14 protein-coding genes are annotated in these 15,217 nt (G+C 71.4%); 4 read left to right on the top strand and 10 right to left on the bottom strand.

The genetic code is table 11. From position 1 onward, the window contains the following. Positions 1-192: 192 nt before the first annotated feature. On the bottom strand, positions 193-1,161 hold the full coding sequence (locus RGI145_RS11365; RefSeq protein WP_208863867.1) for an FkbM family methyltransferase: 969 nt from the start codon (positions 1,159-1,161) through the stop codon (positions 193-195). A 245-nt stretch (positions 1,162-1,406) separates the two neighbouring features. After that, on the bottom strand, positions 1,407-2,270 hold the full coding sequence (locus RGI145_RS25755) for a DUF2272 domain-containing protein (protein WP_237183047.1): 864 nt from the start codon (positions 2,268-2,270) through the stop codon (positions 1,407-1,409). 210 nt (positions 2,271-2,480) lie between these two features. Between RGI145_RS25755 and RGI145_RS11355 the strand changes: the two genes are divergently transcribed. Next, positions 2,481-4,439: an AsmA family protein gene (locus tag RGI145_RS11355; protein WP_075798423.1), complete on the top strand. Its 1,959-nt coding sequence runs from the start codon at positions 2,481-2,483 to the stop codon at positions 4,437-4,439. Positions 4,440-4,526: 87 nt separating this feature from the next. After that, positions 4,527-4,913: a hypothetical protein gene (locus RGI145_RS11350; RefSeq protein ID WP_075798422.1), complete on the top strand. Its 387-nt coding sequence runs from the start codon at positions 4,527-4,529 to the stop codon at positions 4,911-4,913. Between the two features lie 16 nt (positions 4,914-4,929). On the opposite strand, the gene greB is transcribed toward RGI145_RS11350, so the two are convergent. From greB to RGI145_RS11325, 5 genes are all read right to left on the bottom strand, one after another. Next, the gene (gene greB, locus RGI145_RS11345) at positions 4,930-5,463 is read right to left on the bottom strand and encodes a transcription elongation factor GreB (RefSeq protein ID WP_075798421.1); all 534 of its coding nucleotides are present in this window, start codon (positions 5,461-5,463) and stop codon (positions 4,930-4,932) included. Positions 5,464-5,478: 15 nt separating this feature from the next. Next, on the bottom strand, positions 5,479-5,928 hold the full coding sequence (locus tag RGI145_RS11340) for a 23S rRNA (pseudouridine(1915)-N(3))-methyltransferase RlmH (RefSeq protein WP_083670618.1): 450 nt from the start codon (positions 5,926-5,928) through the stop codon (positions 5,479-5,481). A gap of 17 nt (positions 5,929-5,945) precedes the next feature. Further along, complete coding sequence (gene rsfS, locus RGI145_RS11335; RefSeq protein ID WP_075798419.1) at positions 5,946-6,455, bottom strand: ribosome silencing factor; 510 nt, start codon at positions 6,453-6,455, stop codon at positions 5,946-5,948. Between the two features lie 227 nt (positions 6,456-6,682). Next, the gene (locus tag RGI145_RS11330; RefSeq protein WP_237183287.1) at positions 6,683-7,267 is read right to left on the bottom strand and encodes a nicotinate-nucleotide adenylyltransferase; all 585 of its coding nucleotides are present in this window, start codon (positions 7,265-7,267) and stop codon (positions 6,683-6,685) included. 161 nt (positions 7,268-7,428) lie between these two features. Further along, on the bottom strand, positions 7,429-8,685 hold the full coding sequence (locus RGI145_RS11325; RefSeq protein ID WP_075798417.1) for a glutamate-5-semialdehyde dehydrogenase: 1,257 nt from the start codon (positions 8,683-8,685) through the stop codon (positions 7,429-7,431). Between the two features lie 173 nt (positions 8,686-8,858). Here RGI145_RS11325 and RGI145_RS11320 point away from each other — a divergent pair, with 173 nt between their 5' ends. Together RGI145_RS11320 and RGI145_RS11315 are read left to right on the top strand one after the other, a co-directional pair. Then, positions 8,859-10,565, top strand: a complete 1,707-nt coding sequence (locus tag RGI145_RS11320; protein WP_075798416.1) for a GGDEF domain-containing protein — start codon at positions 8,859-8,861, stop codon at positions 10,563-10,565. 76 nt (positions 10,566-10,641) lie between these two features. Continuing rightward, positions 10,642-11,034, top strand: a complete 393-nt coding sequence (locus RGI145_RS11315; protein WP_075798415.1) for an MAPEG family protein — start codon at positions 10,642-10,644, stop codon at positions 11,032-11,034. A 40-nt stretch (positions 11,035-11,074) separates the two neighbouring features. Here the strand turns inward: RGI145_RS11315 and RGI145_RS11310 are convergent, their stop codons facing one another. From RGI145_RS11310 to RGI145_RS25435, 3 genes are read right to left on the bottom strand one after another with little or no spacing between them, the layout of a single operon-like run. After that, a complete protein-coding gene (locus RGI145_RS11310; RefSeq protein ID WP_075798414.1) occupies positions 11,075-11,449 on the bottom strand; it encodes a phage tail fiber protein in 375 nt (124 codons plus the stop codon). A 14-nt stretch (positions 11,450-11,463) separates the two neighbouring features. Next, positions 11,464-12,708: a hypothetical protein gene (locus RGI145_RS11305; RefSeq protein ID WP_075798413.1), complete on the bottom strand. Its 1,245-nt coding sequence runs from the start codon at positions 12,706-12,708 to the stop codon at positions 11,464-11,466. Next, positions 12,708-15,167: a glycosyl hydrolase family 28-related protein gene (locus tag RGI145_RS25435; protein ID WP_075798412.1), complete on the bottom strand. Its 2,460-nt coding sequence runs from the start codon at positions 15,165-15,167 to the stop codon at positions 12,708-12,710. The genes RGI145_RS11305 and RGI145_RS25435 overlap by 1 nt, the downstream gene beginning before the upstream one ends. Positions 15,168-15,217: the final 50 nt, after the last annotated feature.

The following is a 15,217-nucleotide window of genomic DNA, read 5'->3' as shown; positions in this document are numbered from 1 at the left end:
AAGGGTGATCAGGAAGGGGAGGCGGGTAGCGGCCTCGTCATCCCCCTGTCAACAGCGGGCGGCGCGCGACCCGGTTGCCGGGCCGGGGGCGCCCGCGCTGCAGGCGGGTTCCGCAAGGGCTTCGGGGGCGCGGCCGGCCCGCCATGCCGGGCGGGAGGGCAGGGGACTGCCACCCGCTCCGGCGGTCGCGTTTCAGGGGTTCAGGGCAAGGTTCCGCCAGCCCTGGACACCATCCACGGTGACGAAGGGGCCCTGCTCCTCGAGGCGCAGGATCGCGGGACGTTCCATCTCCAGCTTCCAGCCCGCCGCCAGCAGCATCTCGAAGATCTGCCCCTCGATCTGGCGCGAATGCGTGCCGATGACGAGATAGGCGACCTTCTCCGCCAGCAGGGGGCCGCACTGCCGCAGGATGTCGGTCTCCCCGCCCTGGATGTCCATGTGCAGCAGGTCGATGCGGGGATGGGGGGCGAGCAGCTCCTCCAGCGCGACCATGGGGAGCTCGTCATGGGTCCCCGCCTCGGCCGCCTGGCGCCGCTGCTCCTCCGTGGCGCCGAAGACCGGCGCCAGCGCCCAGGACCCGCTGCTCTCCGACTGGCGCGGAAACAGGGCGACGCCGGAGCCTGCCGTCGCGATGCCATGGCGAAGCGTCACCTGCGACGGGGCGAAGCCGTTGGTGGCACAGGCTTCCTCCGCGAAGCCGATATGCCCCCTGTCGCCTTCCACGCCCAGAAGCCGGACCTCCAGCCCGCGGCGCCGGGCCGCGACCCCGGTGTTGTTCATCCAGCAGCCCCAGCCACAACCCAGTTCGAGAACCGTGAAGCTGTCCCGGGCGAGATCGACGGCGTGGAGCGCGGCCGCCCATTCGGCCATGTCCGCGTGCCAGTTGGCGGGGATTGGGACCGGTTCGATCTGGCCGGCCCTGTCCGCCAGGATCTGTGGAAAGAAGCTGGGATGGATCAGCACCCCGAGGAAGTTCGTGAGATGCCGGGCATCCGGCCGCAGCCCCTGGACGGCGTGGCGGCGCACGACCTCCTCCGCGTCGAAGGTTGCATGGAAATGGTGGAACGGGCTCGCGATGCTGGCCCTCAGGCTGCCTGCGAACTCCCTGGCCTCATCCAGTGTCGCCAGCGCCTCGCCCAGCCGGTTCGAAGCCTGCTGCAATTCACCCGCGAGGGTGTCCCTTTCGCCCAACAGGGTGTTGCGCGAGCGATGCAGTCGCGAAAGGGCGGGAACTCGAAGCGCGAGGTTTTTCATGATCATGTCGCGGCACCCAGCTTCTGCCTGGATGTTTTCTTGCGGCGACTTTCATGATCCGGCAATCCGTTGCGAACAGGGAACGCTCAGTTTCCGGTGGAGTGTGGGATTTGGGACTGCATAAGGGCGGAACCGGGGTTTGCCCCCGGCGGTCATCCCGGAGGCGCCTGCCTCTCCCCGCCGTCCTGCCGGACCAGGCCGCGCTGTCCCAGCCGGTTCTCGAACACCACGAAGAACCCCGCCTCCCCATAGGGCGCCGGCTTCACCCGGCCCTTTCCGTCCGCCGGCAGGCGGCGCAGCACCACAGCGTCCCGCACATTGCCGCCGATCGCCTGGACCAGCCCGGGCTGGTCCGACACCACCACGTCGCAATGCATGGGCCGGAAGGCCCCCGTCTCCGCCATCCGCTCGGTCCAGCTCAGCAACTGGTTGCCGGTGGAACGGTCGGCGCAGAGCAGGTCGCCCGGTTGCGGCGCGTATTCCTCCGGTGCGCGCGGCAGGAAGGCGGCGCCCTGCGGGTCCCAGGAGGCACGCGACAGCAGCCCGTCGATATAGGCGGCGTGTCGGGCTGAAGGCGTGAAATCCGCCTCGCTCATCCCGGCCTGCTCCATCACGTAGCTGATGAAGGCGGCAGACCAGAAGGGATAGGCCCAGAGGGAAATGGACGGTTCCACCGGCGGCTGCCCATCCTGGGCCATGGCCAGCATCAGCGCGTCGTGCAGCCGCTGGTGCTGCCGCGCCACGCCGCGATTGCCCGGCACGGCCTCCCAATAGGCCAGGACACGGGGGAAATTAGCCGGGGAGGGGATCGCGTTGCCGTCCAGCACCGGCTCCCAGCCCGTCAGCACCAGCTTGCCCCAGGCTTCCCATTCGCGGACCGCGGCATGGACCAGCGGGGCGCGGCCGGGGTCGCGGACCTCGGGGATCAGCCTCTCGGGCGGGACGACGGTGGGGGGAGGGGTGGCACAGGCCGCGGGCAGGAGGAGAATCGCCAGGGTCAGGAGCTTGCGCACCATTCCGCCATAGCCCGTCGCTCCACGCGGCGCCTCCACCGGGCAGACCGACGCGGGCTCACATTGCGTTGAAGCGGCGTCCCGCCTGCCTGTCCAGCTCGCGGAAAAGTGCCCGCATCGGACGAACCCCGATCCGGACCTGGCGCTTTACCGCTCACATCGCTCTCGACAATGCGCCGGCGCGACCGGCCCGCAGCATCCCGCGGAGACTCCATGGCGCAGCGGCGTTTTCCCCGATGGCCCTTCTGGATCGGCATCCCGCTCGTGCTGGTGGCGCTGGTCATCGCCTTCTGGTCCTGGGACTGGTTCATCCCCCTGGCGGAGCGCCAGGCCTCCGCCGCGCTTGGCCGCAAGGTGACGATCGCGCATCTGCACGTGCGCCTGGGCCGCGTCACCGAGGTCGTGGTGGACGACCTGCGCGTCGCCAATCCGGACGGGTTCGAGGCGGAGGAACCCTTCGCCCAGGTGCCGCGCACCACCGTGCTGGTCGATGTCATGGAATACTGGCACCACCGCGCCATCGTCATTCCCTCGGTGACGGTGGAGCGCCCGCAGGTCGCCGCGCTGGCTCATGCGGATGGCCGCACCAACTACGCCTTCGATTTCGGCAAGCCGGCCGGCGAGGACGCGCCGAAGCAGGACAAGGCCGCCAGCGCCCCGCGCATCGGCGTGCTGCGGATCGTGGATGGCCATGCCCATGTGGTGAACCCGGCGTTGAAGGCGGACTTCCAGCTCGGCATCGCCACGCGCGACGAGGAGACGCAGGACCCGCGCATCGCCGTGACGGCGGACGGCACCTATGCGGGCCAGCGCATCACCGGCCAGGCCCTGGCCGGCGGCCCGGCCTATCTGCAGGACCAGAGCCGCCCCTGGCCGATCGAGATGCAACTCGCCAACGGGCCGACCAACGTATCCCTGAAGGGAACGGTCCGGGACCCGCTCGCCATGCAGGGCGCCGACGTCAACCTCGTGCTGCAAGGGCCGGATATGGCGCTGCTGCAGCCACTGACCGGTATCCCCTTCGCCCGCACCCCGAACTACCGCATCGCCGGGCATCTCGACTACGCTGATGGGAAAGTGCGCTTCCGCGACTTCGACGGGCGCGTCGGCAGCAGCGACCTGTCCGGCACCATCGCCGTCACCACCGGCGGCGCGAAGCCGCTGGTGGAGGCGAACCTGCACTCGAAGCAGGTGGACCTGGCCGATCTGGGCGGCTTCATCGGGGAGACCCCGGGCCGTGCCTCCACTCCCGGCCAGAGCGCGCAGCAGCGCCGCGAACTGGCCCGCAACGAGCGCAGCAGCCGGATGCTGCCGGACACGCCGGTCAGCCTGCCCAAGCTGAACATGGCGGATGTGAAGCTGAACTACCATGCCGACAGCATCCGGGGCCGGCAGATCCCCTTCGACGGCATGGCCGTGGACATGACCATCGCGGATGGCGCGGTGCGCCTCAGCCCGGTCAGCTTCGCGGTCGGCAAGGGCCGCATCTCCGGCGAGATCGCCCTCACGCCGCAGGAGAACGGCGCCCTGGGTGCGCGGGCGGATGTCCAGTTCCAGCGCGTCGACCTGTCCCGCCTGATGCAGCCCACGGGCTTCCAGGGCTCGGGGCTGATCGGCGGCCGCGCTGTCATCGACGGCAGCGGCAAGTCGCTCGCCGAGATCCTGGGCAGCGGCAATGGCTCCCTGACCCTGACCATGGCGGGGGGCGGCAATCTCAGCGCCCTGCTGGTGGACCTTTCCGGCCTGCGCCTGGGCAATGCCGTCCTGTCCCTGCTCAAGCTGCCGGACCGGACCCAGGTGGAGTGCTTCGTAGGGGACTTCGCCCTGCGCCGCGGCGTGCTGAACACCCGTGCCCTGCTGGTGGACACGGAGGACGTGCTGATCTCCGGCAAGGGCACGGTGGATCTGGGGCGGGAGAAGCTGGACTACAGCCTACGCAGTGACTCCAAGCACTTCACCGTGGGGCAACTCCCGGCGCCGATCGTGGTCGGTGGCACCTTCCGCGATCCCTCGGTGGGCATCGACCCGACCGAGGGCGGCATCCGGGCCGGCGCAGCCGTCGGCCTCGGCTTCCTGGCCGCGCCGCTGGCGATCCTGCCGACGATCCAGTTCGGCATCGGCGACGACAACCGCTGCGAGAGCCTTATCGCGCGGGGCAAGAAGGCGGGCTGAGGGAAGGCGGTTTCCCGCTGGCGGCAACGGGTGGTATCACCGGGCCATCGAGCCCGGGCGCCCCGCCCTCTTTTTCCGGCGGTTGCCGTGACCCTTCCTGCCTGCCTCTCACCTCACCGCCTCACCGGCCTGTTGCTCCTCGCACTGCCACTCCTCCTGCCCTGCGGAACGGCGGAAGCGGCGCCGCGCGACCGCCCGGCCCGGACCCTGTGGCTCTCGCCTTCCGAGATGCAGGCCTTTCAGCGCTGGCTCTGTCCGCATGGCGGCCGCCCTATGCCCGGCCGTCCGGGGCGCTGCGATGGGCGCGGCGGCCGCCTGGCGACCGGCCCTGGCCGGGGTGGAGACGACGGCACCGTGTATGAATGGTTCCAGGGCCTGCCCCCGGCGCGGCAGCGGCAACTGGCCTGCCCCGAAGGCACGAAGCCTGTTCTGGCGCGCGGCCACACCGACACCCTGCGCTGCCTGCCGGGCTGACGCCTGGCCCGCGCGGTCAGCGGTCGGGGTAGCGGATCGCCACCACCTCGATCTCCTCGCTACCCTGGGGCGTGCGCAGGCGGGGCAGGTCGCCGACCCGCTTGCCCAGCAGGGCGCGCGCGACGGGCGAAACCCAGCTGATCCGGCCCCGGGAGAGATCGGTCTCGTCCACGCCTACGATGGTCACGGTGATCTCCGTGTCATCCTCGCGCGCATAGGTGACGGTGGCGCCGAAGAAGACCTGGTCGCGCCGCGCCTGCGCCGCCGGATCGACCACCTGCGCCTTCTCCAGCCGCTTGCGCAGGAAGCGCACTCGCCGGTCGATCTCGCGCAGACGGCGCTTGCCATACTGGTAGTCCGCGTTCTCGCTGCGGTCGCCCAGCGAGGCGGCCCAGGAGACCACCTCGACCACCTTCGGCCGGTCCTCGTCCCAGAGCCGCCGCAGTTCCTCGCGCAGCGCCGCGTGGCCGGTGGGCGTCATATAGAAGGGCGTGCCCGGCGGCATGCCGGGCGGGGCCTCGTCCTCGTCATCCTCGTCGGTGGCGGACATGCGTTCCTCGTCAGATCAGGGCCGCCAGGCGCGGTGATAGGGATGGCCCGTGCGGATGCACTGGGCCCGGAACAGCGCCTCGGCCAGCAGCCCCCGCACCAGCATGTGCGGCCAGGTCAGCCGCCCCAGCGAGATCCGGTGGTCCGCCCGCGCCAGCACGGCGGGGTCCAGCCCCTCCGCCCCGCCGATCAGGAAGGCCAGCGGTCGTGCGGCTTCCTCCCAGCGCGCGGTCAGCCGGGCCAGCGCCTCGCTGTCCGGCATCTCTCCACCCAGGTCCAGCGCCACGGCCAGGGCGCCGTCGGGCAGGGCGGCGAGCAGGGCCTCGCCCTCCCGCCGCCGCATCTCCGCCGGACTGCCGCTGCCCTCGGCGAATTCCTTGAGCACCAGGGCGGGCCGCAGCCGGGCGTTGTGCTGCGCGAAGAGTGCCGCCTCCGGTCCCGGCTTCGCCCGGCCGACCGCCAGCAGCAGCGGCGGGCGGGCCGTTAGCCCTCCTCCCCGACCGGGGAGGCCTCCTCCTCGCCGGGGCTATGCGGCCCCCACATGCGCTCGATGGCATAGGTCTCGCGCGCTTCCGGCTTGAACAGGTGGATCACCAGATCCCCCGCATCGAGCAGCACCCAGTCGGGCGAGGTCTCGGAACGGATGCGCTTCACCCCTTCCTTCTCCAGCGCTTCCTCGACATGCGTGGCCATGGCCTGGATCTGGCGGTCGGCGAGGCCGGTCGCCACGATCATCCGGTCGGCGAAGGAGGAGCGGGTGGCGATGTCCAGCACCACCACGTTCTCCGCCTTGTCGTCCTCCAGCGAGGCGACGGCCGTGGCCACCAGCCGCTCCAGCACCGGCGGGGCGACCTTCTTGCGCGGCGCCCGGGTGCGCGCCGTGGTCGCCGCTGGTCCCGCGGTGACCTGCGCCTTGCGGGAGGTCGCGGCTGCCGGCTTCGGCGCCGCTGCCTTCGCCCCAGTGGCTTTGGTCGCTGGGGCTTTGGTCGCCACCTTCGCAGAGGCCCTCTTCGCCGGAGCGGCTCCGGCGGAGGCGGTCCTGGTCGCGGCCGCCTTCTCCGTGGCCGGGGCCTTGCGGCGCGTCGCGGGTGCCTTGGCGGCCCCGGTCTCGCTCTCGTTCCTGGGGGTGCGGGCTATGGCCGCCTCCTCTCCGTCATCGTGTCATACAGCGGGAACGCCACGCTGGCCCCGTCCCGGCGCCAGCACCCATCCCGCATCGTTCAATCGCCGCCGGCGGGCCAGCCCGGGTGATGGCCGTTGCTCCGCAGATCCGTGGAGCTCAGGGCATTTTCCCGCGCCGGGATCAGCGTCCAGCCGGCATGCCGTCCCGGCGGCCCGGCCAGGAGTTCCCCCGGCCGTCGCCGCCAATGGCGTAGCACGGAGGCTGCCTTGCCGTGCAAAGCCTTGCGTGTCCAGCCCGGACGCGGCAGCACCGCCAGCGGCGTGTGCCGGGCCAGCCTCTGCCAGCCGCCCCAGCGCGGCAACTGCCACAGGTTGTCCGCCCCAATCACGAAGACGAAGCGGGCATTGGGGAAGCGCTGCCGCAGCCTGCCCAGGGTACGCTCGGTGCGCCGGTAGCCGAGCTTCGCCTCGATCCCCGTGGCGATCACCTGGGCGCCGTCGGCGATGGCCCGTGCCGAGGCGAGGCGCTGCTGGAAGGGGGCCATGCCGCGCGGCGGCTTCAGCGGGTTGCCCGGGGAAACCAGCAACCAGACCGCATCCAGCCGCAGCGCCCGCAGCGCGATCCGCGCCACGTGCTCGTGCCCCTGATGCGCCGGGTTGAAGGAGCCGCCGAGCAGCCCGATGCGCCGTCGCCGGTTGTCGCCCCAGGCCCCCGGCTCCGCCAGTTGCCGTCTCAGGACCGTCGCTCCCCGGGGGCCAGGGAAGGCGGCTTGGGCGCGTGTTCGTGCCGGGGCGGCGGAGGCATCAGGGGCGTGTCACAGGATCGGGGGGATGAGGCCTGGGCTCAGGGCCGGGTCTGGCCGTTGCCCAGGACCTGATAGCGCCAGGTGCAGAGCTGTTCCGCGCCGACCGGGCCGCGCGCGTGTAGCCGGCCGGTGGCGATGCCGATCTCGGCGCCGAAGCCGAACTCGCCGCCGTCGCAGAACTGGGTGGAGGCGTTCCACATCCCCACCGCCGAGCCGATCCCGTCCAGGAACTGCCGTGCCGCGGATTCGTCCTGCGTCACGATGGCCTCGGTATGCTCGCTGCCAAAGCGGGCGATATGGGCGATCGCGTCCTCCACCCCGTCCACCACCTTCACCGACAGGACGGCATCCAGCCATTCCGTGGCGAAATCCGCCCCGGTGGCGGGCTTCAGCTCCGGCAGGATGGCCCGCGCACGCTCGTCGGCGCGGAATTCGCAGCCCAGCGCCCGCAGGTCGCCGATCAGCAGCGGCAGCAGCGCCGGCGCCACGGCGGCGTCGATCAACAGGGTTTCGGTGGCGCCGCAGATGCCCGTGCGGCGCATCTTGGCATTGGCCAGGATGGCGCGCGCCATCGCCGGATCGGCAGCCTCGTGGACATAGGTGTGGCAGAGCCCCTCGGCATGGGCGAGGACGGGCACCCGCGCCTCCTCCATCACCCGGGTCACCAGCCCCTTGCCGCCGCGCGGGATGATCAGGTCGATCAGCCCCGAGGCCCGCAGCATGGCGCCCACGAAGGCCCGGTCGGCGGAGGGGGCGATCTGCACCGCCGCCTCCGGCAGCCCGGCCTCGCGCAACCCCTCGGCGATGGCGGCATGGATCGCCCGGGCGGAACGCAGGCTCTCGCTGCCGCCCCGCAGGATCACGGCCGAGCCTGCCTTGAGGCAGATCCCCGCCGCATCCGCGCCGACATTGGGCCGGCTCTCGTAGATCATACCGATGACACCCATCGGCTGCGCCACGCGGCGGATCAGCAGCCCGTTCGGTCGCGTCCATTCGCTGATCACGCGGCCGACCGGATCGGGCTGCGCTGCGATCTCCTCCAGCCCCTGGGCCATGGCCCCGACCCGGGCGGGGGTGAGGGTCAGCCGGTCGCGGAAGGCGTCGGTCAGTCCCTGCGCGGCCTCCAGGTCGGCGGCATTGGCCTCCAGGATGGCGTCCTGCCGCCCCCGCAACGCCGCCGCCGCGGAACGCAGAGCCCCGTTCCGCGCCGGCCCCGGCACCCGCGCCAGTACCCGCGCGGCGGCGCGGGCCTCGCGTGCGGCATCGGCGAGCTGGGCGGAGGCGCTGTCGGGCATGGCGTTCATGATGCTGCGGGGTTAGCGCGTCCGGCGCTGGCGCGAAAGCTGGTGCATGACAGAGGCGTGTCAAACAGGACCGGAAAGCTCCGGTCCGGCGCTTCAGATCAAGGTAGAAACGAAACCGTAAATAACAACTTAAAGTTGATCTTAAATTGGTTTACCCTCGCGCCATGGTGACCAAACTCCGCGCCTCTCCGACCCGTTTTGCTGGCTGGCTTCTGCTTTCCGCGGCCTTCGCGGTGCTGGCCGGTGCCGTGGCGGCCTCGATGGGCAATCGGCAGAGCCTTTCCCTGGAAGGGGAAATGGAGAGGCTGAGGACGGAAGGCGCGCAGGCCCGGCAACTGACCGTCACCCTGCTGGACAGCGAATCCGCTCTGCGCGCCTATGCGCTCTTCGGTCTGGTGCAGGACCAGCTACGCTTCGGCCGGGCGACGGAAGTGCTGGAAAGCGGAGAGTTCCGCCGCATCGCCAGCCTTGTGGATTCGAGCCAGGCGGAAACCGGCAGCCCACCGATCCTGGGCCCGATCACGCGGATCGTCGCCGCCCGCAAGGACATCCTCGACCGGCTCCAGGCCGGGGAGCGCGAGACGGTGATCGAGGAAGGGCGCCGTGGCATCCTGCAGGCCCAGGGCGAAACGGTCCGCCTTGCGCTTGAGCGCTTCGTCCGCCTGCGCGCCACGCAGGTCGAGCAGGCCGCCCGCGGCATGCAGCAGGTCCAGGCGCGCATCCTGGTGCTGGTGATGCTGGGGGCCGGGCTCTGCCTGGGCGCCCTGGCGATCGCCTGGTGGCAGATCGCGCGCCACGGCCGGGCGGAACAGGCCATCCGGCGGGAGATGGACGTCCGGGGCGCCGAGATCCGCAGCCTGCTGCGCATGAGCGACATGCTCCAGGCCTGCCAGACCGAGCAGGACATCCGCCGCGTCGTGCTGCACACGGCGCAGGAGGTGCTGCCGGGCGTGCCCGGGGCGCTCTATGTCTTCAACAACAGCCGCGACCGGCTGGACTGCACGGCGGTCTGGCCCGAGGGCACGAAGCTGGCCAGCGCCGACCATTTCTCGCCAGAGAACTGCTGGGCGCTCAAGCGCGGCCGCCCGCACCGCCACGGCCCCGGCGCCGACATTCCCTGCGAGCACGTCGCCCCGGGGCTGGCCGGGCTGGAGATTCCGATGACGGCGCGCGGCGAGGTCTATGGCGTCATGCAGTTCGGCGCCGCCGTGTCCGGCCTGCCCGGTGCGCCGGAGCCGCAGCGCGACCTGGCGGTGGCGCTGGCGGATGGCGTGTCCATGGCCCTGGCCAACCTCACCCTGCGCGAGAAGCTGCGCAACCAGGCCCTGCGCGATTCGCTGACCGGACTCTACAACCGCCGCTTCCTGGAGGAGGTGTCGGAGCGCTTCGCCGGGCAGGCCGACCGCCGTGGCAGTCCCGTCGCCGTGGTCATGATCGATGTGGACCACTTCAAGCAGGTCAACGACCGCCATGGCCATGCCACGGGCGACGCGGTGCTGCGCGCCCTGGCCGTGCTGATCCAGGGCGACCTGCGCCGGGGCGATGTCGCCTGCCGCTATGGCGGGGAGGAGATCGTGCTGCTGATGCCGGATTGCGACGCGGAGAACGCCTGCCGGCGGATGGAGGAGATCCGCGAGCGGGTGCGGGCGCTGCACCAGGGCACGGATACGGTGCTGCCCCGCGTCACCATCTCCGCCGGGGTGGCGGATATGCCGGCCCATGGGCAGACCATCGCCATGGTGCTCAAGGCCGCCGACGAAGCCCTCTACACTGCCAAGCAGGCGGGGCGCGACCGGGTGCAACTGGCCCGGCCACTGAAGCCGGAAGGCGTCGCCGAGCCGCCCAGGCTGGAGATCGCCCGGCTGAAATAGGCCGGGCCCCGCCCTGGCATCGTGACGCGGCCGGGGTCCCGCGCGTTGCTAATGCCAGTGAGGCGGGACAACAGGCATGACACTGGAACTGAGGCTTCTGGGATGGACGGTGGTGCTGGGCATCGTCCAGCTCCTGCTGGCGGCCATGGCGACCACGGTACAGAACGGGCTGGCCTGGTCCGCCGGGGCGAGGGACGAGAAGCGGCCGCCCGAAGGCATCGCGGCCCGGCTGCACCGGGCGCAATCCAACCTGATGGAGACCTTCCCCTTCTTCGCTGCCGTGATCCTTGCCGCCCATCTCGCCGGCCGGGAAGGGGCGATGACGGCCTGGGGCGCGCAGATCTACTTCTGGGGACGTGTGGTCTATCTGCCGCTCTACGCCGCCGGCGTCCCCTGGCTGCGCAGCATCGTCTGGGCGGTTTCGATGCTGGGCCTCGTCCTGGTCCTGCTGGCGGTGCTGCTGCCGTAGGGGCGAGGCCCCCACGGCAGCCCGGGATTGGTTCCGGAGATCAGTCCGGCGCCACCACCAGCCCGCTCGCGGCGATGGTGACCGTGCCAGGGCCCGACATCACCACAGGCTGCGGCAGTGCCATGAAGGTGAGCGGATTGCCCCCCGAGGCGGCGTCGTACAGGCCGAGATAGCCCAGCGTGCCGGCGGCGGCGGTGAAGGTGAAGCGCAGCGCCTCCGCATTCGCCTGGCTGCCGGTGCCATTGAAGGTGACGCGCTGCCGGGCATAGCCGGTGCCCGCCGGCTCCCCGGTCACACCGCCCGTCGCGCTGCCGGCGCTGCCCAGCGCGGCATAGACCGCACCCGGCGGGGTCGGCGCCCGGCCGCACAGGGTCCGGGCCAGCATGTCGCGGGCATAGTTGGTCAGGTCGCTCATGAGGAAGCCCTTTCTCAGCTCTGGTTGACGAGACCCTGCAACTGCGTGTCCGGCAGCCGCGCGGGGAGGTACTGGAGCAGCCGGACCGAGCCGTTCAGCGCCCGGTTCCAGCCCCCCGATCCATGCCCGGGCAGCAGCCGCGTCAGCCCGGCGGGCAGGGTGGCCGCTGCCGTCTGAATGGCGCCGCCGGTCATGCAGGCTGCCTGGCTTCCGGCCGCCCAGGCGAAGGCTGCCCGGAAGGCGGCGCCAGGCACGATGCTGCCCAGCGTCATCACCGCGCCGCTGGCGCCGCCGCGCTCGATCTCGGCGGTGAGCGTCGTGCCGGTGTTGCGCAGGATCAGCCGGTTCGCATCCGTGCCGTCATCGACCTGCCACAGCCCCTGCGGCTGCCCAGCGGGCGCGGCCTGCGGCAGAGTGGCCGCGACCAGCAGCGTGCCGCTGCCGCCATAGCCACCACTTGGCTGGCACAGGATCTGGTCCGCCGCCCGGGCCTGCGCCACCCGGCTGCCCGCCGGCGGCAGGACCGGCGTGGTGGCGAAGGTCGCTTGCTCCAGCTGAGGCAGGGAGATCCGCAGCGTGAAGTTCATGGCGACCCCGCTCGGCACATAGGCCAGCACCGAGGGGACGATGCTGGTCGTGCCGGCGGCTGTGAGGAGACGGGTGCAGACGACGCGCTGCGCCGCCACTGCCGCGCTGAAGCCGACATCCGTGGCGGGCGAGCTGCTGTCGCCACGCTCCTGCATCCTCAGGCGGCAGTTGCCGCCGCTCGGGATGCTGCCCGCCACAAGGGCGACGTTGACGCCGCAGGTCCAGCTCTGGCCCGCCGCCGCCGCCGCGGCGCCCACCTGTTCCGGCATGACGACGCAATAGCCCGCCGCCGTGCTGGTGCCGGCGAAGTTGCAGTCCAGATAGGGAGCCCCTGCCTCCACCCCGGCGGACAGGGTCCGGGTCAGCCCCGCCACGGCGGTGACGGTCCAGTAGGCCGGCACCGTCCCGGGCGAGCCCGCCGCGGCGCCCTCGATCCGTGGGTTGCGGATCGCATTGGTGCGTGCCTCCTCCACGATCAGCCCGCCCGCCGTGTCGAAGCGTGGCTGGCCGGCGGCTAGCTCCAGGTAGTTGCCGGCGGCATCGTAGCCGCCGGCGGTGGAGGCGCGCGTGACGGCGAGCGAGCCGTGCAGGCTGCGCGGACCAACCAGGGTGAGCCAGGAGGCGCTTCCGCCCGCCTCCATCCCCAGCGCGGCGGCGACGATCCCCAGCATCAGGCCGCGCCCGCCCCGCTGAGATGGCAGTACCGGGTGGTGCCGCCATCGGGCGAATAGGTCAGCAGGCTCGCCACCCCATTCGCCTTGATCTTCGTGTAGCCCTCCGAACTGACCGGCGCGCTGCCGGTGAAGTTGCTGAGTGCCAGCGCCAGGTCGGCGCCGCTGCGGTTGACCACCATGCAGGAGAAGCCGAGCCCGACCGCGTTGTAGTCGATGCTCAGCCCGGCCCCGGCATTGGCCAGCAGCAGCCGGTTGTTGTGCGCGGCGAAGCCCAGCGCCGTGGCGGCGGAGAGCACCACCTGCGGCAGCCGCCTTTCGGTGAACTGCCCGTCCACATAGCTCTTGGTGGCCGCGTGCATCGCCGCGGTCGGCGCCGCGGTCAGGAGCAGCGTGCCGTCGGCCGAAAGGCGCAGCCGCTCGACCATGTTCGCGCCCTGGCGCAGCTCCAGCACCAGCGTGCCGGATTCCGTGCCGGCGGCGATGCTGTCCGAGATGCCCGCCAGCCGGGCATAGGTGGTCTCCACCGCGCCGCTGTTCATGCCGTTGAAGTGGAGGTAGCCTAGCCGGTCGCTGGCCGCCGGGCTGGCCGAGATCCGCCGGATCTGCACCACCATCGGCGCGGTGGCGTTGCCGGTGGTGCCCAGGTCGATGCCGCCATTCGGGTTCACGCCCGGATCGCCGCCCAGGCCGAGATTGCCCCCCGCCTGCCCGGCGGAGATGAAATAGGCCGCCTGGTCCGAGGGGTTGGCGAGGTTGACGCGCGCCCCGAGGCTGCCGGAGCGGCGGCGCACCGTCACCGTGCCATCGGCGGCGATGTCCAGCCGCCGGGTCGGCCCCGCGCTCGCGCTCGGCACGGTGTGCAGCTCCAGGCTGCCGCCCGCGAGCTTCGCCACGCCGGAGGAGTCGCGGTTGCCGCTCATGCTCAGCCGCTGCATCGCCGCGTCGCTGGCCGCCTGGAAGGTCGCGCTCCGCAGGTCGCAGCCCAGCAGCGTCAGGTTCTGCGCCTCGCTGCCGAGATACACGACATTCGGATTGCCCGTGCCGTACAGGTTGCCGCCGGTAGTGAGGTCGCAGGCCTCCAGCGTCAGGGCGCCGCGCTGCAGGTCGATGGTCCGCAGCGTGCCGCCGTTCACCACCGCGCCGACGATGTGGTGCTGCTCGGTGGAGGAAACCGGGTCCAGCAGCACCGTCCGCCCCTGCGAGGACAGGAAGCCGCCGATCCATTTGGTGCGGAAGGCGCCGATCGTGCTGCTGCCATCGGGGGCGGTGCCGCCGCCGCCCGTGATGCGCAGCCCCACCGTCAGCGGATCGGCCACGTCCAGGTGGTTGTCCACCGAGCAGTCGATGCACTGCGTCGCCTGCACGTTGTGGCCCAGGTTGAAACCCGTGTCGTAGCCATAGGCGAAGCAGTTGGTGAATTCCGCCACATCGGCGTATTCGAGATGGAAGGCGGTGCCGGTGCGGCGGTTGTTCCAGATCCAGACCTTGCCGCCGCCGGCATAGCCGCTGGCATAGGCCGTGCCGTTGAGGTCGAAAGCATTCGTCGAGACGACGGTCACGGTGAAGCGCCCGTTCGCGGCGGCCAGGCCCAGGCACCCGGTCAGGTTCACCATGTCGCCCGTCACCAGCCCATGCGCCGTGGCGGTGGTGACGCGGATCGCGCCCGAGGCATTGCCGGCGACGGCCGATACGTCGCGGCTGTTCAGCGCCACGCCGTCGATGTTGCCCGTCAGGAAGGGCCAGAAATGCACGTTGTGCACGCGGGTGATGTCGTAGGAATGCCGCAGCCGCAGCCCGTTGCGATTGTCGCCCGCGATATCGTCGATCCGCAGCCGCGCGTTGTAGTCGCTGAGCACCGCGAGGTCGAAGCCCAGGATCAGCAGGTTCGACAGGCGCACGTCGGAACCGTTGCCGTTCGTGCCGTCGCCGACCGTGACCGCGATGCCGGCGAAGCCCGCCACGAGGTTGATGCCGGCGCGCATGTCGACCGGCGCGGCGAGGCCCGTGCGCAGGATCGCCACGCCCTTCAACCCGGCATTGCGGCGCAGCCGGATGGTCTGCGCCGGATCGAGCAGGAAGGCGTAGGGAACGCTGCCGTAATCGCCTGCCGCGCGTTGCGCGCCCGTGGAGAGCGCGCCCGAGAGCACTACATTCGGCTTGATGTCCAGCCCGGCGGCGGCGAGCAGGTAGCGCCGGGGGCCCAGCAGCACCGTGCCGCCACCCTGGGCGGCGGCGGCATCGATCGCCGCCTGTATCGCGGCGGCATCATCGGTCGCACCATCGCCCTTGGCGCCATAGTCGCGGACATGCAGCGGCCGGTCCGCCTGCATGGCGCTGCGCCACTGCGCGACCGTCGCGCGCCGCGTTTCCGGTGTCGCGCCCTGTACCACCGGGCTGAGATCGCTGTCGGAGAAGATGGCGGCGGCGGGGAGCTGGCTGATCTTCGCGTCGGGCATGGAGGGTCCTGTGCTGTGCGGGGAGGCTTCGTGGGATGGAAGGGGCGGGG

Origin of the sequence: Roseomonas gilardii (genome assembly GCF_001941945.1) — a bacterium.
In the GTDB taxonomy this organism is placed as follows: Bacteria; Pseudomonadota; Alphaproteobacteria; order Acetobacterales; family Acetobacteraceae; genus Roseomonas.
The sequence above is the reverse complement of the archived record's forward strand: the minus strand, read 5'-3'. Positions and strand labels throughout refer to the sequence as shown.